19 protein-coding genes and 2 pseudogenes are annotated in these 20532 nt (G+C 60.9%); 4 read left to right on the top strand and 17 right to left on the bottom strand.

Annotation, left to right across the window (positions count from 1 at the left end; translation table 11 throughout):
- Positions 1-18: 18 nt before the first annotated feature.
- Both AQUI_RS26720 and AQUI_RS29065 read left to right on the top strand, forming a co-directional pair.
- Complete coding sequence (locus tag AQUI_RS26720) at positions 19-852, top strand: formate/nitrite transporter family protein (RefSeq protein WP_051371737.1); 834 nt, start codon at positions 19-21, stop codon at positions 850-852.
- A complete protein-coding gene (locus AQUI_RS29065; RefSeq protein WP_051371736.1) occupies positions 849-1286 on the top strand; it encodes a host attachment protein in 438 nt (145 codons plus the stop codon). Before AQUI_RS26720 ends, AQUI_RS29065 begins: the two co-directional genes overlap by 4 nt.
- A gap of 19 nt (positions 1287-1305) precedes the next feature.
- Here AQUI_RS29065 and AQUI_RS0101315 read toward each other — a convergent pair whose 3' ends face one another.
- From AQUI_RS0101315 to AQUI_RS29625, 7 genes and pseudogenes are all read right to left on the bottom strand, one after another.
- Positions 1306-1881: an NAD(P)H-dependent oxidoreductase gene (locus AQUI_RS0101315; RefSeq protein WP_027255921.1), complete on the bottom strand. Its 576-nt coding sequence runs from the start codon at positions 1879-1881 to the stop codon at positions 1306-1308.
- 4 nt (positions 1882-1885) lie between these two features.
- Positions 1886-3037, bottom strand: coding sequence for a site-2 protease family protein (locus AQUI_RS0101310; protein WP_027255920.1), 1152 nt, complete (start codon positions 3035-3037; stop codon positions 1886-1888).
- A gap of 61 nt (positions 3038-3098) precedes the next feature.
- On the bottom strand, positions 3099-3812 hold the full coding sequence (locus tag AQUI_RS0101305) for a VIT1/CCC1 transporter family protein (protein WP_035919578.1): 714 nt from the start codon (positions 3810-3812) through the stop codon (positions 3099-3101).
- A gap of 902 nt (positions 3813-4714) precedes the next feature.
- On the bottom strand, positions 4715-7456 hold the full coding sequence (locus tag AQUI_RS26710) for an HAD-IC family P-type ATPase (RefSeq protein WP_342665570.1): 2742 nt from the start codon (positions 7454-7456) through the stop codon (positions 4715-4717).
- Positions 7457-8050: 594 nt separating this feature from the next.
- Positions 8051-8692, bottom strand: coding sequence for an IS110 family RNA-guided transposase (locus AQUI_RS31440; RefSeq protein WP_211235985.1), 642 nt, complete (start codon positions 8690-8692; stop codon positions 8051-8053).
- Positions 8629-9057 carry an IS110 family transposase gene (locus AQUI_RS31435; protein WP_211235984.1) on the bottom strand — a complete coding sequence of 143 codons (429 nt, stop codon included), beginning with the start codon at positions 9055-9057 and terminating at the stop codon, positions 8629-8631. Before AQUI_RS31435 ends, AQUI_RS31440 begins: the two co-directional genes overlap by 64 nt.
- 86 nt (positions 9058-9143) lie before the next feature.
- Positions 9144-9630, bottom strand: a pseudogene (locus tag AQUI_RS29625) (IS5 family transposase); the annotation flags it as partial.
- A gap of 266 nt (positions 9631-9896) precedes the next feature.
- On the opposite strand from AQUI_RS29625, the pseudogene AQUI_RS31690 reads away from it, so the two are divergent.
- Positions 9897-10082, top strand: a pseudogene (locus tag AQUI_RS31690) (IS110-like element ISMmg1 family transposase); the annotation flags it as partial.
- A gap of 606 nt (positions 10083-10688) precedes the next feature.
- Here AQUI_RS31690 and AQUI_RS30515 read toward each other — a convergent pair.
- The 5 genes from AQUI_RS30515 to AQUI_RS30510 form a co-directional block, all read right to left on the bottom strand.
- Entirely contained in the window at positions 10689-10838 is a 150-nt protein-coding gene (locus AQUI_RS30515) for a hypothetical protein (RefSeq protein ID WP_211235989.1), read from the bottom strand.
- Between the two features lie 68 nt (positions 10839-10906).
- Positions 10907-12772: an ATP-dependent zinc metalloprotease FtsH gene (gene ftsH, locus AQUI_RS0101270; protein WP_027255916.1), complete on the bottom strand. Its 1866-nt coding sequence runs from the start codon at positions 12770-12772 to the stop codon at positions 10907-10909.
- A gap of 57 nt (positions 12773-12829) precedes the next feature.
- Complete coding sequence (locus AQUI_RS26700; RefSeq protein ID WP_051371735.1) at positions 12830-13768, bottom strand: ribose-phosphate diphosphokinase; 939 nt, start codon at positions 13766-13768, stop codon at positions 12830-12832.
- The gene (locus AQUI_RS0101260; RefSeq protein WP_027255915.1) at positions 13765-15273 is read right to left on the bottom strand and encodes a thymidine phosphorylase family protein; all 1509 of its coding nucleotides are present in this window, start codon (positions 15271-15273) and stop codon (positions 13765-13767) included. Before AQUI_RS0101260 ends, AQUI_RS26700 begins: the two co-directional genes overlap by 4 nt.
- Entirely contained in the window at positions 15270-15572 is a 303-nt protein-coding gene (locus tag AQUI_RS30510) for a hypothetical protein (RefSeq protein WP_156916741.1), read from the bottom strand. The genes AQUI_RS0101260 and AQUI_RS30510 overlap by 4 nt, the downstream gene beginning before the upstream one ends.
- A gap of 23 nt (positions 15573-15595) precedes the next feature.
- On the opposite strand from AQUI_RS30510, the gene AQUI_RS0101250 reads away from it, so the two are divergent.
- Complete coding sequence (locus AQUI_RS0101250; RefSeq protein ID WP_027255914.1) at positions 15596-16012, top strand: hypothetical protein; 417 nt, start codon at positions 15596-15598, stop codon at positions 16010-16012.
- A 30-nt stretch (positions 16013-16042) separates the two neighbouring features.
- On the opposite strand, the gene AQUI_RS0101245 is transcribed toward AQUI_RS0101250, so the two are convergent.
- From AQUI_RS0101245 to AQUI_RS0101225, 5 genes are all read right to left on the bottom strand, one after another.
- Positions 16043-16294, bottom strand: a complete 252-nt coding sequence (locus AQUI_RS0101245) for an acyl carrier protein (protein WP_027255913.1) — start codon at positions 16292-16294, stop codon at positions 16043-16045.
- Positions 16291-17484 (bottom strand): dihydrolipoamide acetyltransferase family protein, encoded by a 1194-nt coding sequence (locus AQUI_RS0101240; protein ID WP_027255912.1) that lies wholly within the window; start codon positions 17482-17484, stop codon positions 16291-16293. The genes AQUI_RS0101245 and AQUI_RS0101240 overlap by 4 nt, the downstream gene beginning before the upstream one ends.
- A 1-nt stretch (position 17485) precedes the next feature.
- Positions 17486-19168, bottom strand: a complete 1683-nt coding sequence (locus AQUI_RS32185; protein WP_281171982.1) for a pyruvate dehydrogenase complex E1 component subunit beta — start codon at positions 19166-19168, stop codon at positions 17486-17488.
- Positions 19051-19482: a thiamine pyrophosphate-dependent enzyme gene (locus AQUI_RS32180; protein ID WP_281171981.1), complete on the bottom strand. Its 432-nt coding sequence runs from the start codon at positions 19480-19482 to the stop codon at positions 19051-19053. Before AQUI_RS32180 ends, AQUI_RS32185 begins: the two co-directional genes overlap by 118 nt.
- Positions 19479-20532: AMP-binding protein (locus AQUI_RS0101225; protein WP_027255911.1), on the bottom strand; the 1054-nt coding region annotated here is incomplete at its 5' end. The genes AQUI_RS0101225 and AQUI_RS32180, both read right to left, overlap by 4 nt.

Genomic DNA, 20532 nt, shown 5'->3' with positions numbered 1-20532 from the left:
GAATTCAGGAGCCGACATATGACCAGCCAGGCCTCCTTTGACGCCTACAAACCTGCTGAAATCGCGGCGCTGGTAGAGACAGCGGGAACCGCCAAAGCCCGGCTGCCTCTGCCGCAGATGTTTGTTCTGGCCCTGCTGGCCGGTGCCTTCATCGGTTTCGGCGCGGCGGCTTACACGATGACCCTCACGGGCACCGCACCCGTAACAGGACCGGTCCGGGTGCTGGGCGGCGCGGTGTTCTCACTCGGCCTGATTCTGGTGGTGATTGCCGGGGCAGAGCTGTTCACCGGCAATGTGCTGATGGTGATCGCCGCTGTGGACCGCAAAATCCCGCTCCGCCTGCTGCTGCGCAGTTGGGGCATCGTCTATTTCGGCAATCTGACCGGCGCCGCCGGACTGGCCTCCGCCTTTGCCCTGACCGGTCTGCTGGACGGTGCGATGGGCGAAACCGCCAGCGCCATAGCCGGGGCCAAGGCAGATCTGACACCGCTTGAGGCTTTTGTCCGCGGCGCCCTGTGCAACGCCCTGGTATGCCTCGCCGTCTGGCTGTCCTTCGCCGCCCGCACGGCCGCCGGCAAGGTCCTGGCCATACTCTGGCCGATCACCGCCTTCGTGCTTCTAGGACTCGAGCATTCCATCGCCAACATGTATTTCTTCCCGCAGGCCTGGGGTGCCGGAGCGGATACCCCCCTCTCCGCGGCGGCCGCCAACCTGTTCTGGGTCACCCTGGGCAATATCGCCGGCGGCGCGGGCGGCGTCGCCCTGGCGTACTGGTTTGCCTTCCTGGGCGGCGGCCCGCGGCCGGTTCAGGGCAAATGCAGCCGACATTCAGCAACTGGAGAAAACCCATGAAACCAATCGTGACCCTCGCCGTTCTTGCTAATGCCCGCACCGCACGCATCGTCGAAAACCACGGGCTGGGCAAGGGCTTCACCGCCTCCGCCGGGCATGCTTTGCAAGCACCGCCTGCGGTGGAGAATGCCGACCGTGCCGGCACCCATCCGATCAGCAGCGCGCATGGGGCGGCCACATTCGAAGCCAGCGATCCGAAACGGGCCGCCGAGGCAGCCTTTGCACGCCTGATCGCACAGGATCTGGAAAGACGGAATGCTGCGGGAACCTTCGACCAGTTGATCCTGACGGCTGCGCCGCATATGCTGGGGCAGCTGCGGGCCGCCTTACCTGACGCGCTGAAATCCAAGGTGATCGGAGAGGCTGATAAGGACCTGACCCATGCCGGGCTGGACGACATCGCCGGCCATCTGAAGGATATCATCGCGGCCTGACCAGTCCTGGGTCCTGACCCTAGCGCGCCGCTGCCCCGTTGCGGGCGGTTTCCGCCAGGTATTTTCCGCGCCTGCCTGGATTAGAGTCCTCGACCATCCCGAACACCGACCATCTGACCGGCCTGATCCCGCAGAACTTCAGGATGTTGCGTTCAAAGCTGCGCAGCGAATGCGCCAGAAAGAACCATTTATAGGCAAAGGCGGGCATCCCCATCGTGACGATGACACGCGCTGATTTCCCCTTCAGCCTGGGACGCCATCCGCGTTTGCCCGTGGTGAAGGCAAAACCTTCCCGGAACACCTGTTCCAGCCAGGCCTTCAGCAGCGCCGGCATGCTGCCCAGCCAAAGCGGGTAGATGAAGACGATGTGGTCGGCGGCAGCAATCGCCCGCTGTGCCTCAGCGGCATATTCGGGAAGGCTGCCTTCCCATTCCGCGCGGGATCGCAAGCAGGCCGCACCGCTGGCGGGTACATCAACTACGTCGACCTGATGACCGGCTTCCGCTGCAGCCAACTCATAGCTCTGCGCCAGAGCATGGCAGAAATGCTGCCGGGAATTGTCCGGGTGGCCCTGCACGATCAGTATCCGTTTCATTCCGTCAGCTCCGCTTAGATATTCCGTCCAGAGGCCTGATGTCCTGCAGCACCGCCAGATAGCTCATCAGATCAGTCAGGGTTATCACGCCCAGCAGCTGGCGGCCGTCTGCGACGAGAAACTTGCGGCGGCCGGTTGCGGATACTTTTGCCATCAGTTCTGCAGCAGGCAGGCCGGGGCTGACCGTGTTGTCCTCATCCAACGGGGCATAGACATCCCCAACTTTGGTCACCAGCCACTCTTCGCGCCTGACACCCTGCAGCAGCTCTGTACTCACATAACCCAGCAGTACGTCGCCCTCTGTCACCGGCACAAAGGTCTTACGCTCTGTCAGCATCACCTCGTCCACCAGATATTGCAGGCTCACCTCAGGCAGAACAGTCACCGCATCGCGCGTCATCATGCGGGCTATCGTCTTGTCCTTGAAAGCGGCGGCCTGCAACTGATGCGCATAGGTCCCCTTAGCAGCCATCAGTACAAACACACCAATCAGCACCTTCCACAGGGATGCAACCGGATTGCCTGAGAAGAGACCGATAACGCCAAAGATGATCAGGGCATAGGCAAAAAAGCTGCTGATCCTTGTGGCAGTGGCCGTCGCCTTCAGCAGGTCCTTACTCTGGCTCCAGAGATAGGCCCGGAAGATACGCCCGCCGTCAAGCGGAAAGGCCGGGACCAGGTTGAAGACTGCCAGCACCAGATTGATCAGAGCAAGATAGGCAAATACATGGTTCAGCGCCATTTCGGGGGCCAGCAGGCTGCCCGCCTGCGCCAGCAGCCAGAACCCGAGCGCCAGGGCAAAGCTCATCAGCGGTCCCGCGATGGCAATCCAGAACTCGCTGATGGCGGTTTTGGGCTCCGACCCCAGCTCGGCAACACCGCCGAAAATGAATAGCGTAATCCCTTTGATTTCGACACCGAACCGCCGGGCGACCACCGAGTGGGACATCTCGTGCAGGATCAGCGAGGCAAAGAAGCCAAGCATCGCAAGCAAAGCCAAAGTGATGTATACGCCAGGCGCCGCACCAGGATAGACCCTAGGAAAAAACTGCGTCGACAAGCTCCATGTGATCAGTGCGGCGATCAATGCCCAGCTCGGATCGATCTTGATGTCAAACCCTTGCAGAGTTGCGATCTTGAAGGCATTTGAAAACATGTTGCGGGCCCCCTTTTACGCTCAGTATAGGGCCAAACAGGACCGCCCCCCTTGATCGGCCTCAAACCCGGAACAGGCTGCCCGCCAGATAGGCCAGACCGGCCGCGCAGGAACCGATCAGCAGGGTCTCCAGCCCGGACTTCCACCAGGGCGCCAGTGACCAGATGCTCTTGCTGGCGCCAATGCCGAAAAACACCAGCCCCGTCGCCACCGCCGCAATCAAAAACGGGTCAGGCAGCCCCAGCACGAACGGCAGCAGCGGCACGATGCCCGCCAGCATGAAGGCCGCAAAGGTTGTTACTGCCGCCGCAACCGGGTTGGGTTCCGCGGGGGCTAGCCCGTATTCGCTCGTCAGCATCAGCGCAATCCACTTCTCCGGCTTGCCGGCAACAGAGCGCACCGCACCCTCCAGCACTTTACCACTCAGACCCAGATCCTGGAAGATCTGGCGCAACTCCTCGCGCTCACCCTCCGGGTACTGGCGGATATGGCGTTCCTCAACCGCATAAAGCCGCCGCCGGTCATCCAAATCAGCTTTGGTGCCCAGGTAGTTTGCCGCTGCCATGGAGAACCCGTCCGCCAGTACATTGGCACTGCCCAGGGCGATGATCACGCCAGGGGAAAACCCGGCGCCTTCGACCCCCGCAGCAATTGCAAAAGTGGTGACAGCGCCGTCAATGCCGCCGTAAACAGCGTCACGCAGCCGCCCGGTGCCATTGCTGCCAGCCAGACGGCGCGCGATTTCTTCCTTGCTGTGCCCGTGGTCGCCATTCATGCCCGCATGGTGGCCCAGCCCGGTGCCCGCGGCATTGAGGGAAGTCAAGCCAGTACGGCTGCCTCGCGCTGTCGGCGGCGACTGGCAAGAAGGCGCAGGGTATTCAGGATCTCCAGCAGCAGGATCGGCAGCACTAGAAGGCCGATCAACCCCCGCTGCCCCTTCGCAGCGGGAGGGTATGAAGCAGCGCCTGCAGGAGCGGCCGGTACACCGCTGCCTCCTGTGCCTCAATCGTTTCTGCAGGAGGCGGTGGGCAATGCCTCTCCTGCGCGCAATGATCCTGAGATTGCCGTCCATCGCTTCCACGGTCGCGCACCGGGTTCTGTGGATCGGATTGAACACATCCGTCATCACGCTGAGTTCTGGATCGGCCAGTCTCGGTCCAACGAGTTGGTTGCGGAAGCCCTACTGCATGTTTGCACGGCCTGCTTACACATGCAGATCCCAAAAAACTTCGGCACACTGCTAATATGCGCCATACCAGCACGATGGCAGGAAGCGCATGCGGCCCGGTCAAACATCCATACCGGGACTTCCAGAAACCGGTCCGGCCAACTGCCCGTGAGATTGCACCGAAACACTGCATCGCCGGGCCTATCGATCAGCTCATGGACATAAACGGATCTGCCAAACCAAGGTTGCTTTGGAAAAAAACTTCCCTCGGTTCGCTAATGTGGGCGTTCTGGCGTTCAGTTGTACAACAATGAACGGCCGCACCGCTCAATCGGCAATATGACACCGGCGGAGTTCATGAAATCCACCAGGGCCACCCGGCTTCCAAGGGTTTGGAAAAAAGAAAACGCTCAGTCCGGTGGGCCAGCGTTGGGGCAAATCCTAAGGGTCCGAAAGCCGTATGAAGCCCGGGCCCCAAAGGGGTAAGCTCCACGCAAATACACAACAACTTAAATTGGACCGCCCAGGCTAGGCTGATTAAATTGCTTCAGCTTTACGCGCTTCAATCGCAGGCGCAGCTGCTTTTCCATCTCAAGGATCGCAAAGAACGCGGCACCCACGCCAATCAGGATTGCACCATCGGTCAGGGTGACCGCACGCGTGCCAAACACCTCCTGCATGAATGGCGCATAGGTAAACAGCAACTGGCCAGCCACGACGACCAGCAGGCAAGCCCAAACCGCCGGTGTTCCGCGCAGAGCTTCCCAGGTCAGCGATGTGGTATGAAAGTTCCGGATGTAGAAGAGATGAAAGATTTCGAGGATGATCAGCATATTCACGGTGAGGGTTCGCGCAAGTTCAAGGCTGTAGCCACGGTCTGTTGCGTAGTTGAACACCCCGTATACCGCCGCGAGAAACAGCACCGTTACGAGCGCTATATGCCAGACCAGAACGCGATCCAGTATCGGCGCATCGGCAGGCAGAGGAGGTTGGTGCATGACCGCTTTCTCCGGTCGTTCAAACGCGAGGGCTACCCCGAGCGAGCCGGCTGTTACGAGGTTGATCCATAGGATCTGCAGCGCCGAAAAAGGGATGACCAGACCCAAAACAAGAGCAAGGATGATGATGCCAGCCTCCCCAGCGTTCGTTGGCAGGGTCCAGCTTATCACCTTGCGGATATTGTCGAAGACCGTGCGCCCCTCGCGAACGGCGGCCGCAATTGAAACGAAATTGTCGTCCGTCAGGATCAGATCGGCTACTTCCTTGGCAGCGTCCGACCCGGTGATGCCCATGGCAACCCCGGCATTGGCCCGCTTGAGCGCCGGTGTATCATTGACTCCGTCGCCGGTCATCGCGACGATGTGCCCCCGTGCCTGCAGCGCCGTGACGAGACGCAGCTTGTGCTCCGGCGTGGTGCGGGCGAACACGCTGGTTATCTCAGCTTTCTGCATCAACATGGCGTCATCCAAGCCGTCAAGATCTTGCCCGGTAAGAACGCGATCAGCGTTGGATAGCCCGACGTCGGCAGCAATGGCTGCGGCAGTCGCGGCATGATCACCGGTGATCATCTTGACAGTGATTCCAGCGCCCTGGCATTCGGCAACAGCGGCAACCGCCTCAGCACGCGGCGGGTCGATCAGCCCGACCATCCCCAGAAGCACCAACCCCTCTGCGAGAGCTGATTGGTTCAAAGCCGCCTCAGCTTTCGGCACGGGCTTGGCCGCAAGGGCTATGACTCGCTGGCCGAGCGCGGCAATGCGGACGGTCTCAGCTTCCCAGTAAGCCTGGTCGAGCGGGATTTCACCGCAGTTACCCGCCTGGCTGGCGCACATGGAAAGCACCGCTTCCGGTGCACCCTTCAGGTGAATGAAGGCACCCTCCGCGCTTTTGTCCAGCGTCGCCATGTAACGGCGTGCCGCATCGAACGGCAGCAGCGCCTCCCGTGTCCACTTAGCTCGCAAGACGTTATGAGGTGTCCCGGCTTTGTCCGCCAAAACTAGCAGCGCAGCCTCCATGGGATCGCCACTAGCCGAAAGCACACCATCCACTCCCGCGGCAATACCGGCGTCGTTGCAGAGCACACCCGCTGCGATCAGCCCTGAAAGACCGTCATCCTCCCCGCCGTTCACGGCCACGATTTGGCCTTCCGTCTGATACCCATCGCCTTCGACCGTGAAGCGCCGGCCTTGGGCGGAGACCGATGCCACCATCATCTCGTTGCGCGTCAGGGTGCCGGTTTTGTCGGTGCAGATGACGGTCAGCGCTCCTAGCGTCTCGATTGCCGGCAAGCGGCGCACGATCGCGTGGCGATCTGACATCTTGCGCACGCCAATTGCCAGTGTGATTGTCAGGACAGCCGGCAGCCCTTCCGGGATTGCAGCAACTGAAAGGCTGACGACAACCATGAAAAGCGCCTCGAAAGGCAGGTGCTGAACGAAGAACCCGTAGACCAGCAAGAGCACCGCACCGCTCAGGATCAGTGCAGTGATCCAGCGGGCAAAAACTCCCATCTTTTTCAGGAGCGGTGTCATCAGTTCCTCGACACCCGCGAGAAGGCCGCTGATCCGGCCGATTTCGGCTTCGCTTCCTGTCGCGGTGACAATGGCGCGGCCCTGCCCGGATACAACCAGCGTCCCGCTGTAAATCATTGATGCCCGTTCGCCAAGGGCGGCGTCGAAGGCAACCGGCTTCACCGACTTGGTGACGGGCACGGATTCTCCCGAAAGGATGGCTTCCTGCACCTTCAACGCGGTGGCTTCGATCAGACGGGCATCTGCCGGAACCCTGTCACCGGCTTCGATCAAGATGATATCGCCTGGCACCAGATCAGCGGCATCAATCCTGCGGCGGCGGTTGCCGCGCAGTACCGAAGCCATAGGTGCCAGCATCCGTTGGAGCGCTGCAATAGCAGCCTCAGCGCGGCCTTCCTGAATGAACCCAATAGCTGCATTCACCAAGACCACAGCAAGAATGACGAGTGTATCCTTGATTTGACCCAACACACCTGTGATCGCAGCAGCTGCGATAAGAATGTAGATCAACAGATTGTTGAACTGCGCGAGAAACCGTTTCAGCGGTCCTGCCCGCAATTGGCCGGGCAGTTCATTGCGGCCGAAACGGACCGCTCGAGCCGCGGCTTCCGCATCGGTCAGCCCGTTTGCGGTTGTGTCAAGCCCGTCTATGGTGGCGGCAACCGCTTCAGCGTGCCAGCCCAGTGCCCCAACCTGATCCTTCTCGAGCGAGGCAGACACCGTCGCAGTTCCCCATATTGTTAATTAAGGAACAGCTTAACCAGAAGCGCTGCCTGAACCAATGCGACAGGTCAATTCCGGGAAATGATTGCAGTGCCGAAACAGTGCTTGGTGTCCAGCCGCCGCAACACAACTCATCCTTTCAGAATGTTGCCGCCTTCGATGCACACGGTTGACCAAAGCTGCTCGCTCAATTGGGGCAGCCAACTGGCCGCGCAGCGGGCAAGTTAGGATCCGCTGGCGGTTTGCTGATGATTCAACGTGGTCTGCAAATCACGGTACCCGGCCAATGGTGACCACGCAGCGAAGGACATGGTCGTATTAACGGCGACCGCTCTCCTAGGTTCAGGATCTGCAATTTGCAGAGCTTGGCGGTGTTCCCCTTGAGGGTTTCAAGGATCTGTCCGCACTGTTTGCTGTGAGGCGATCGTGCTGTATCGGGTTTCACAAGGCCGAACGTTGCATTGACTCGAAGCGGGCTCCCGGGCCCATCCGGTAACCTTCGCAGATCGTTCGTCCCTGCGTTCCCTCTCGGGACACCGCCCTCGGATCAACTGTCCGGCTTCACCGCTGGCAAATGATTTCTATCTCACCTCACGCTTCGAACAAAGTGCCGTCACGCAGCATCGCGTGCATGATGACGGTCAGCTGCCTGGCAAGCGCCACGCGCGCCTTTCTCAGACCTCGGCGTTTGGCGATCTTCTGGGCCCAGGTCTTGAGGGCGAAGCTGCCACGACTGCGCGTCAGGATCGAGTTGGCCGCTTCGTAGAGCAGCTTGCGGACCATGCTGTCGCCCTGTTTGGTGATGCGTCCTGTCCAGTCGATTTCCCCGGATTGGTGACGCCTGGGGACCAATTCGAAGTAGGCGCCTGCAGTGCGGGATTGCCGGAAGCGGTCAGCTTGATCGATGGCTGCGGCGAAAGCGGCGGAAGTTTGAACGCCGACGCCGGAGATGCTCATGAGCTGCCTGCAGGCCGACGATTGGTGAGCGAACTCACGCAAGACACGATCCAGCTGCCTGATCTGTTCCACCAATCCGGTTCTGGCGGCGACCAGCGCTGTGATTCTCTGGCCAAGGCCCGGTACATCTGCAGCAGTCATCACCCGGTCGATAAACGACTTGCCCTGACCGGGGCCGGGTTTGAACCCGAAAGTTGCACATATACCTAGGATCATGTTGTCGAGCCGCACCCGGGCTTCGACGAGATGGCTGCGCGTCGCGATGACGCTGCGCACGCCTGGGCGGCCGCAGTTTTGACATGCACTTCCTTGTAGAAGCCTGTCCTGGCAAGTTGCGCCAGCCCGGCTGCGTCATGCGGGTCAGTCTTGTTCGCCTTTAATACCTTTAGGCTCTGATCCGCCTGCCCTGCGTCGATGCACACGACGGGAACGCCGAGAGCTCGCAAGCCGTGGCAGATTGCCGACGACATGCGGCCGGATTCGATCACCGCCCGCTCAATGTCGCCGACTCGATTTAACGCACATGCGATCTGGTCAGGCGCGCTCTCGACCTTCATCGAGGTTACTTTCCCACCGTTTTCATCGACGATGCAAACCTGCGTGCTGTCCATCGACAGGTCCAGTCCGGCATAGTGTTTCATGGTTGCTTCCTTCCTTCAGCTTCGACAGCCAGAAGTGTGAGCCCTCTTTCAGCTCCGAGGGAAGCAGCCACAAATTACCCGATGATTCATAACCAGTAGATGACGGTTGCTGCGAGGGCGATGGCACACAGGAAGACCTTGGGACAGCGGTCATAGAGGGTGGCCACGGGCCTCCAATCCTTGAGCCTGCCAAACATGATCTCGATGCGGTTTCGCCGCTTGTATCGGCGCTTATCGTATTTGACCGGCGTCTTGCGTTGCCTCCGGCCGGGGATGCAGGCGCGTATCCCTTTGTCTTTCAGCGCGTCCCGGAACCAGCCGGCGTCATAACCGCGATCACCGAGCAGCCAGTCCACGTTTGGCAGACTGCTAAGCAAAGCTCGAGCACCGATGTAATCGCTGACTTGCCCGGCGGTAACGAACAGGTTGAGCGGGCGCCCTTGGCTATCACAGATGGCATGCAGCTTGGTATTCATGCCACCCTTGGTTCTACCGATCAGGCGGCCGCGCGCCCCCCTTTTTCGCAGCCATGCTGGTCGCGGTGCGGTGTGCCTTGAGATAGGTCGCGTCCACTGCCCGGCAGGGCATCACGCAGTGAGGTGTTTGATCCCACGGTTTGATGGTGTGATCCTTTCGTTGGACTGGAAGGAAGCACTATGGGACAAATTCGTCATGGCAGCGCTTCGACCACGCACGCCATCCGAGCTCACATACAGCAATCGCGAGAACGCGATCCGCGGAATATAACGCCCTTTTCCATCTGAATTAATGGGATGAACTGCCTTCCCACCCAAACTCAGCTACGGTGTGATAACTGGCGGAGAAGAAGTAGTATTCTGATCGATATTGCGGTTCTGAAGATTGATCTGGGTAAGACGGTTTGCAGCTTGGCAGGGCTGGATGTGAAAGGCGAAGTGGTGTGTCGCAGACGTCTCCAGTGATTTCGTCTTCTCGACTTTCTTGCCCGCCTTCCATCTTGCATCGTTGCTATGGAAGAGTGCAACGGCGCGCATCATTTCGGGCGGTTTTGTCTGGCCACCCGAGCAGTTTTCCACTTCTTCAGAGACGGATCCTCACCACTCACCTGCTGGGCAAATGATCTGAAGGAAAGGAGGCACGCGAACGTCGCGGCAGCGTCGGCTGCGAACAAGCTGGCCCGGATCGCTTGGGCAGTTCCAACCAAAGAGGAAAGATACGGGCCAACGGCACTGACCGCGGTTTGATCCAAAAAACGAACACAAGGAAACTGCCTGCGAAGGAGAGAGGGACCAACGGCCAATCGGCGTCTTGTCAGCTTGTGGTGGTCCATGGCCTCAACGGCCGGTGAAGTAGTGAGACACAAGGCACGCGACTTCCCATCTCGGTCAAACGCAATCCAACATGCCCCGCGAAAAGACCGAATACATATAAGCTGGAAAACCGGGAGTCTCAAAAGTCGCTTGCGGGGGAGGCAGTTCATACATGGCCCGCTGTTGTGTTTAGAAAAACGAAGGATCCGAATGGCGGACACGCGGCATTGAAGGGCGTTCCGCCATTGACTCGAAGAATGCCCGGAATCCAGAGGAAGTAGTTCAGAAGCTGCAGCAGGTTGATGTGCTGTCGGTTAGGGCGTGCAGCGAGTGGATGCGATCCTAGGCTTTGCTGACATTGCCCAGTTCCTCGGCCAGGTTCAGCAGGCCGGTTTTGTGCTTGATGATCTTGTCGGTAGTATTCAGCATCGTGGCTTCCTCGTTTTGTGGTGGGTCAGCACCACCAAAAAAACGGGCAACCATCATCTCCATCAAGAGATGCGCCGTTCCCATTTCAGCGTGCTGAGAAGGGGGCGGTGTCAGATCACATCGAGACTAATTCAGCTGAGGGAACAGACCTTACTCCCTGAAGTCAGGCAGGTTTCAATTTCCTCAAGGTTCAGCGTCTCCCTCATTTCCAGTTCGTGAACCAGCAGACTGACCTCTACCTGATGCGTTTGAAGAAGCTCTGCGGCTGCTGTCTCAGCTGTTTTCAGAAGTGTCATCACTGCTTTATCCACTTGGGCGGCTGTCTCGTCGGCATGCTCTCGCGGCCGCGCGATGGATTGCCCGAGGAAAGGGTGATCTTCGGTCTGCCGCAAGTCAATTGGCCCGATCTCCTCTGTCATGCCCCAGCGCGTCACCATGGACCGGGCAAGCGTGGTTGCACGATTGATGTCGTCATCCGCACCGGAGCTGACGATGCCGGTCAACAGCTTTTCGGCCGCCCTGCCCGCCAGTAGGATCGTCAGTTGAGCGCGCAGAAAATTCTCAGGCAGGGTATGATGCTCCTCGCGGCTCAGCATGTGGGTTCCGCCAAGACTGCGGCCGCGCGGAATGATCGTGACCTTATACAGCGGATCAGCTTCGGGAATGAAAAAGGCTGCAGCTGTATGGCCGGCTTCATGCACAGCCAAACGATGCCGCTCTTCGGGTTTGAGAGCCAGAGTCCGGACGGTTCCCATCATCACCTTGTCCCGGGCTTCCTGAAGATCCGCACTGGTAATGTCCGCTGCTTGCCGCCGGGCTGCATTAATAGCGGCCTCGTTCAACAGGTTTTTCAAGTCAGCGCCGGAAAACCCGGGGGTTCCTTCGGCGATGATGCTGAGATCGTCAGGACAGCAGAGCGGCAGGTCGCGGGAGTGGAGATCTAGAATGGCGCGGCGGGCCGGCAGATCGGGCAGGTTCAGTGTAACGTGGCGGTCAAAACGGCCGGGGCGCAGCAGCGCCGGATCCAGCACGTCCGGCCGGTTGGTCGCGGCCAGAACCACCACCGCCTCCTTTCCCTCAAACCCGTCAAGTTCGGCAAGGATTTGATTCAGAGTCTGTTCGCGCTCATCGTGGCCGCCGCCAAGCCCAGTGCCGCGGGTACGGCCAATACTGTCCAGCTCGTCGATGAAAATCACCGCCGGGGCGACTTTGCGCGCGGCTTCGAACATCTTCCGCACTCGGCCAGCGCCGACACCAACAAAGACTTCGATGAACTCTGATCCGGAAGTAGAAAAAAACGGCACGTCGGCCTCTCCCGCGAGCGCCTTGGCCAGCAGGGTTTTGCCGGTTCCGGGCGGGCCCATCAGCAGGACCCCATGCGGCACCTCAGCGCCGACTTTGCTGAACCGGTCGGGCTCGCGCAGGAACTCGACAAGTTCAGCTACCTCGCGTTTTGCCTGCTCCTGGCCTGCAACGTCATCAAACGTGGTTTGTGAGCGGGTTTCGCTGGGTTTGGAGAACCGCCCACTGAAGATCCCGCCCAGCCCAGGCGTGCCCATGCCACCGCTGATCCGGCTGAACATCCGCCGCTGGAACCAGAGATAGACCGCAAGAATCAATACCCAAGGCAGCATGTAGGACAGAACCGAAACGCCTCGCGGCGGTTTGGCGGTGATTTCCACCCCTTGGGCTTCAAGAAGCGGCAGCAGATCCGGATCGCCTTGGGCAGGGATGGCAGCACGAACGGGCTCGGTACCGTTAGAAGTGCCGCTGACAACCGTGATGGCGAACTCTTCCAGCAAAACACGGGTGACCTCGCCGCGCTGGACCATTGCTTTCAATACGCTGTAGGGCACGGATTGAACATTAGCAGTTGAATTTGCCAGTGCCCAAAGCATCAGGGTACCGAAAAGAGCCGCCCAGATCAGCCACCGCACCAGCGGGAGCTGCCTTGGCGGTCCGGTCCCCTCCGGTTCGTTCTCGCGGTTACTTCCCATTACACCACCACATGCTGCCAGCATTTCTGATTTCACGGGCCCGGGCATTGCGCCAGATCAACTCCGAAATGATTGTGGATCTTCTTTGCTTTCCAATTGTCTCTCGCCGTTTTCAATCTGGCTGCACCAAGCTTCGCCCAATAACGGTGTGATACTGATTCCATTGCTCTTGTGCGGGATGCTGTCCGTGGTGATAATTCTGCGGGCGCCCGCTTCCATAACTCGGGCATGGGCCCTGGCAGCAAACACCGCATGTATCACCACACAAATTGGCGGGCTTTTCCACGCTGGGGCCAATTGTTTTAAGGTTTTGACCAATGTGCCGCCAGACGAGGCTATGTCATCCAAAATGACTGGAGTACCGGCCGTCAGAGCAATCCTGGACGGGGCAATGACTTCGACCTCTTGATCGCCGCTTCGGTGTTTATGAAACACCTCGTAGCGGCACCCGGCGAGTGCAGCAACCTCGGCCACCCATTGCCGACTTTCTTCATCGGGACCGATCAGGATGGGGCTGGCGATGTTCCGGGCGATCCAACCGGCAAGCACCGGGGCAGTAACCACATGCCGTGCGGGAATGGAAAACAGTTCTGCCAGATTCTGAATCCGGTGCAGATGCGGGTCCGCAGTTATGAGCCAGTCAAAGCTTTCCTCAAGGCAGGCTGCAAACAATGGCGCACTGACAGCCTGCCCGGCAGCAAAGCGCCGGTCCTGTCGCATATAGCCAAGGTAGGGCGCAATCAGTCCGATTCTGGAGGCTGCCATCTCACGGGCAGTGGCTGCTGCAAAACGAAGCGGCAGTATGTGCCGGTCGGGATCCTGCAGAGTGCACAATATGGCCAAATCGCAGCCGGCAACGTCTCCATCCAAGGTAATCAGGCTCTCGCCATCCGGGAAGGGCCGCCAGTTGATTGGAACAATCCGGGCGCCGGCCGATTCCACAAGGCGGACACCCATAGGCATCATGGCTGGAAAAGGCGCCAGAACGGGTGTCATGGCTGCCTCCTGATGGAAAACGGGCCGGGCTGGCGCGCGGCGTAGTCCCGCGCATAAGCCAACTCTCCCGGGGTCTCCGAATGGATTTCAAACAGGGGTTCGCCGTGTTGAATACTGTCACCGGGGCGGGCCAGCAGCAAAATCCCAGCCCGGGCACGCTGCGGTGCGCCTGCGAGTTTCGCGATCCGGGCGATCAGGCGATTGTCGATTGCGGTAATTGTCCCGCTGTGTGCAGCAGTCACAAGTGTCCGGTGCGAAGCGGCTTCCGGTTCTCTGAATCCGCCCTGCGCTTCGCATATCGCCATGAAACGTTGCTCGGTGGCGGCGCTGTCCAGCAGCTTTGCAGCAGTGTCTGCGCCGGCTCCCGCAGCACCGCCCAAATCAAGCAATTGTCCCGCGAGCGTCAGCGCCCGCACGCGCAGATCCGCCGGCGCATCCGGTGTCCGGCGCAGCACTTTCAGCACATCCGCCGCTTCCAGCGCCGGACCGATCCCGCAGCCCACTGGCTGGCTGCCGTCACTGACGTGGATTTTCAATTCCAACCCAATCGCTGCAGCAACCGCTTTCAGACGCGCTGACAGGGATGCGGCCGCTGCCGCAGAGCGGACTTTGGCGGTTGGTCCCGCAGGAATATCGATGATCACCCTTTCGACCCCGGCGGCGGCCTTCTCAGACAAGACACTTGCCGCAAGCTGGCCATCGCTGTCGAAATCCAGGGGCCGTTCAATACGGATCACGACGTCATCTGCCGGACTGATGTGAAGCCCGCCGCCCCAGACAACGCAGCCTCCCTGCGCCTCAATCACCCGGCGCATTTCAGTCAAATCCAGTTCTACCGGTGCCATAACCTCCATGACATCCGCGGTCCCGGCAGGTGATGTTATGGCCCGGCTGGAAGTTTTAGGGATGATATGCCCGGCTGCCGCAACGATCGCCACCACGATGGGTGTGGTCCGGTTGCGGGGCAATCCGCCGACGCAGTGTTTGTCCAGAACAAGATCCTTGCCCCAGCACAAGGTTTTGCCGACTGCCTGCATGGCCCGCGTCAGCGCAATTGTTTCTTCAAAATCCAGACGGTCGCCAGCACAGGCGGTTACAAAGGCTGCCAGATCCAGGTCCGAAAGCCTGCGGGCCAGCGCGTCGCCTATGATGGTGCTGAACTGCGCCTGTGCAAGGCGCTCACCGTAAACCTTGGCACGAATGAAAGATGCAGCTGCTGGCGGCTCCGGGTGCGATAGCTTCCCTATTGCTCCGGGGCCCGGCTGCAATGCCTGCCATGCCGCATCCGACAGAGCAGCAGCATCGGGCGGCAACCAGCCTCCGCCAGTCACCACATTCGGCGTTGCAATTACCCATTTGCATCCACAGTCAATACGCACCCGGGTGAGGGCCCGGAAACCTTCGGCCTGGCAAACGTAGCAATCGGCGTGCATATAAACAACAGGGTGGCTGTAGGTGTCGATACCAGCCGGTATCAGCTGCAAGCTGTGAGTACTGGCTGTCATCGTGGATGCTCTACGCGGATAGTCTCCAGATGCTCTGGCAATTGCGCTTTCCAACCTCGTTCAGGCGCGGCTTGGAACCTCAAAATACCCATTGCCTCCGGTTCGCTGTGACACGGAAAGGCCGTGCTCAGCGCGTTAGGTAAAAAACCAAGCCAGTGCAGGATCCCATCTGCATGGATTGGCATTGGTTCCAGCAGGAACACTCCGGCACCGATCTGAACATCTCCGCCAAAAACACTCAGACGGCTTGCTCCGGATATCACTGGATTCCGTAGTGTTGCTTGCACGGGTTTTGGCATGGCAAAAATCCTGACCCATATCCGTGAACTATACCGAAGACCAACAGCTGGCTCTGTTCGCCGAACGTACACAGCTCGGGGCGCCCTTTGTAGGAGTGACGCTTCTGGCGGCGGCAACATCGCTGCCGGAACTCAGCACCACGCTGGCCGCCGCCCGCATCGGCGCCTATACGATGGCGATCTCCAACATCTTCGGCAGCAATCTGATCATGCTGGCCCTTCTGCTGCCTGCCGACCTCGCCTACCGGAGCGGCCCGAACCTGGATCACGCAACCACAGGCGCCCAGCTCAGCATCGCAGCGGGCATTCTTGTGACTGCAATCTACGTGGCCGGCCTGTTGATCCGCCGAACGCCCAAGATATTTGGCGCCGGCCTTGATTCATGGCTGGTACTGGGAGTTTATTTTGGGTCGATCTATGCGCTCTACCAGATCGGCTGACCCTTACTTGCTCCGTATTCCTTGCCCGGTTCAGCCGCTTCCCGCCGCATCGGACAGATAGCTTACCGCAAATCCCGGAGTCGCGATTTTCGGGTAATCGGCTTCCGAGATGCTGACACCCAGCCGCTGGTGCAAGGCCGTCACCAGGTTGAGAATGTCCATAGAATCCAGCTCCAAATCATCCTGCAGATGATCGCTGTCCGACACATCTGCCGGATCGATATCCGGGGAAATCCGCGTCAGCTCTTCCAGGAACAGAGCACGCATATCGGGTTGAGTCATAACACCTCCGGCTGTGAAACAAGCACTTCGAATTGGCTCAGGAACCTGGCTGCCTCGCGCCCGCCGCTGACCCGGTGATCGGCAGCAAGAGTGACAGTAATAACGGTGCGCGGGACAACCCCGCCCGCGATCACCCAGGGCCGCATCTGGGGCGCACCGATCCCGATCAATGCAACCTGCGGCGGGAAGATCACACCCGCCATCACCTCGCCGCTGGTTTCGCCAAGGCTGGACACGGTAATAGTCCCGCGGGTCATCTCCGAACTTCGAAGCCGCCCTGCCCGCGCGCGGGAAACCATGTCCGGCATGGCAAACATCATCTCATCCAGCGTCATCGCGGGCACATCAGCAAGCGCGGGCGCCACCAGCCCACCGCCGCGTAAAGCCACGGCAAGGCTGGGGTTGACCTGCTCCGCAGGGCGGAAAACCCCATCGGTGAAATGCCCGTTCAGGGTCCCTGTCTTCTGCACCGCCAGCGCCGCCATCCGCAGCAGCACTGCGCCCAGCAGGACCCGCTCAGCCGGCGGCACCCCGGCATTGCGCACCGCCAGCATATCAAGGGTCGCCTGCACATCCATGGTCTGCGACAAGTAGAAATGCGGGATTGTTCGCTTAGAGTGAGTCATCGCGGCGGAAATTGCCTTGCGCATCTCATCAAGACGCGAGGCCGGTTCGCCGATATCACGCGCGCCCCCCGGCACCACATCCGCCAGTACGACGGCGCCGCCCGGACCGCTGCCCGCCAGCGTGCCAAGGTCCAGCCCCAGCTCCGCCGCCCGCGCCCGCGCCGCCGGCGACGCTTTGATCGCGCCGGCCACAGCTCCTGCCGCGGCGGCAGGCACAGTGGTGTCCCGGGCGGGCGCGGCTGCGGGTTCCGCAGCAGGTTCCGGTTTGGATAGCGGTTGAGGTTCCTGTTCCGGCTCCGGCAGCGCATCCGTCTCAGGCGCCGCGTCTCCAGCTGCCAGAATGACGGCCATCGGCGCTCCCACCGGCAGGACCGTGCCGGGCTGCGCCTTCAGCTCCTGCACCGTACCGGCCTCGAAACACTCGATTTCGATCGCGCCCTTCTGAGTTTCGACCACCGCAACCGCATCACCACGGGCCACAGTGTCACCCGGTGCGACCAGCCATTCCACCAAGGTGCCGCTTTCCATGTCGGAGCCGAGCGAGGGCATGACGAAGAGACCCATCTTACCTGTCTCCCATGACAGATCGCCCTGCCGCCACGATGGCCGGCACCTGCGGAATGGCAGCGTCTTCCAGGTGCTTGGGATAGGGGATCGGCACTTCGGCCGAACAGACCCGCCCAACCGGCGCGTCCAGGCTCCAGAACCCTTGCTCCATGATTCGCGCCGAAATCTCAGCCGCCAGCGATCCCGACCGCCAGCCCTCGTCAACAATGACTGCTCGGCGGGTCTTGCCAACCGAGGCCAGGATCGTGGCATTATCCAGCGGACGCAGGCTGCGCAGGTCCAGAACCTCCGCCGAGATGCCCGAGTCCGCCAGTTTTTCCGCCGCCTCCAGCGTCTTGAACAGCGCCCCCCCATAGGTGATCAGGGTGACATCGCTCCCCTCGCGGCGGATTGCGGCCTGTGAAATATCCACCGGCCCCGCCGTGCTGCTCAGCAAGTTCTCGCGGTTATAGAGCATCACATTCTCGAAAATCAGCACCGGATCAGGGTCGCACAGCGCCGTCCACAGCACCCCGCGGGCGTCCTCGACTGTGGCCGGCGCCAGCACCTTCAGCCCCGGAAAATGCGCATACCACCCTTCCAGGCTGTGCGAGTGCTGCGCCGCCATCTGCTTGCCCGCCTCCGTGGCCATGCGGATCACCAGTGGCACGCCGAACTGGCCGCCTGACATATGGCGGACAGTGGCGGCAGTGTTCAGGATCTGATCCAGCGCCAGCAGCGAGAAATTGACCGTCATCAGTTCAACAACTGGGCGCATCCCAGCCATCGCCGCGCCGATCCCGGCGCCGGTAAAGCCCGACTCAGACAGCGGCGTGTCACGGATGCGGGCCTCGCCGAATTCCTCCATCAGCCCCTTGGACACCGCATAGCAGCCGCCATAGGCGCCCACATCCTCGCCCATCAGGAACACCCGTTCGTCGCGCCTCATTGCATCGCGGAGGGCCTCGCGCACCGCCTCCCGGTAGCTTACCAACCGGGTTTCCCCACCAGGCGTCGCAGGTTCAACAGGACTGGGCTGCGGCACTAAAACATGACGCGTTAGGTCTTCAGCAGGTTCCCACGTGCCGTCTTCGGCAAATTGAACCGCCTCTGCAATCTCGGCCCTGATCCGCGTCTCGATCCCGGCGATCTCGTCCTCGTGTATCAGCTTCGCTTCCAGCAGCCAGTTGCGGAAGCGGACGATCGGGCCGCGCTTGCGCCAGTCATCGACCTCGGCCTTGTCCCGGTACAGCTGCGCGTCGAACATCGAATGGGCCCGGAACCGGTAGGTACGGCACTCCAGCAACACCGGCCTGCCGGTTTTGCGGATCTCGGCAAGCGCCTGCCGGGCAGCCGCCTCAACCGCCACCACATCCATGCCGTCCACCACTTCGGACTTCACCCCATAGGCAGCGGCCTTTGCGCTGATATCTGTCTCGGACTCGCTGCGATCCAGCGCAGTGCCCATGGCATAGCCGTTGTTTTCACAGACAAAAAGAACCGGCAGCCCCCACAGGGCCGCCAGGTTCATTGCCTCATGGAACTCGCCTTCAGCCACCGCCCCCTCGCCAAAGAAACAGGCGGTCATATGGGGATCGCCGCGCAGATGATCGGCCAGCGCCAGCCCCGCCGCCAGCGGCAGCCCGCCGCCGACAATCGCGTTGCCGCCATAGAAGTTGGCCGCCGCGTCATACAGATGCATCGAGCCGCCGCGCCGCCCGAGCAGCCCTCCGCCTTACCGAACATCTCCGCCATCACCGCATTCATCGAAACCCCGCGCACCAGCGCGTGGCCGTGTTCGCGGTAGGTGGCAACAATCCGGTCGCCCTCCGCCAGCACCGGGATCACGCCAGCGGCAATCGCCTCTTCGCCGTCATAAAGATGCAGGAAGCCGCGGATTTCCTCCTGGGTGTACAACTCGGCGCATTTGTCCTCGAACATGCGGACCCGCATCATCGCAGTCAGCAGTTCGCGAACATGGCCCCGGCCGAGGCGGATTTTCTCATGGGTGCTCATGTCTCATCGCTCTCCAATGTAGAGATGTCTCCCTCCGGCAGTCCCAGTTCACGCGCCTTAAGCAGCCGCCGCATGATCTTGCCGGAACGGGTCTTGGGCAGAGTGTTGCGGAACAGGATGAAACGCGGCGCCACCGCCGCCCCCAGCCGCTTGCGCGCATGGGCCCGCACTTCGCCCTCCAGGCCTTCGCCCGGCTCAATGCCCGGGTTCAGTGTGGCATACGCTTTCACGATCTCACCGGCGGTCTCATCCGGCACACCGATCACCGCCGCCTCGGCTACCGCCGGGTGCTCGATCAGCGCGCTTTCCACCTCGAACGGGCCGATCAGATGGCCGGACGTCTTAATCAGGTCGTCCTTGCGCCCGACAAACCAATAATATCCGTCCTCATCACGGGTGGCCAGGTCGCCGGACAGATACCAGCCACCGGCAAAGCATTTCTTGTACCGCGCCTCCTCATGCAGATACCCCCGCATCACCGAAGGCCAGTCCGGCCACAGCGCCAGCTCCCCGGTCTCCTCAGCGCCGCATTCCGCCAGTCTGCCGCTGTCCGGTTTCAGGATGGCGGCGGTGATCCCTGGCAGCGGCTTGCCCATCGACCCGGGCTTCACCGCCATGCCCGGCAGGTTGGCAATCATGATCCCGCCGGTTTCGCTCTGCCACCAGTTGTCATGGAACGGCTGCGGGAACACCTTGCCGCTCCACTCCACCGCCTCCGGGTTCAGCGGCTCGCCGACGCTGGCCAGAAACGTCAGGGACGAGAAATCATACGGCGCAGCCGCTTCTGCCCCCGCCCGCATCATCATCCGGATGGCGGTGGGCGCCGAATACCAGATCTCGACCCTCTCGCGCCCGATGATGCCGTACCAGCGCGCAAGGTCGAACTCGGCCTCATCCACGATCATCGTCACCCGGTTCACCAGCGGCGCGATGATGCCATAGGAGGTGCCCGTCACCCAGCCAGGGTCGGCGGTGCACCAATAGACCGTGCCCGGCTCCAGCTCCAGGGCGATGCGCCCCGAATAGGCGTGATAGACCACCGCGCCATGC

It is taken from the genome of Leisingera aquimarina DSM 24565 (assembly GCF_000473165.1).
In the GTDB taxonomy this organism is placed as follows: domain Bacteria; phylum Pseudomonadota; class Alphaproteobacteria; order Rhodobacterales; family Rhodobacteraceae; genus Leisingera; species Leisingera aquimarina.
The sequence above is the reverse complement of the archived record's forward strand: the minus strand, read 5'-3'. Positions and strand labels throughout refer to the sequence as shown.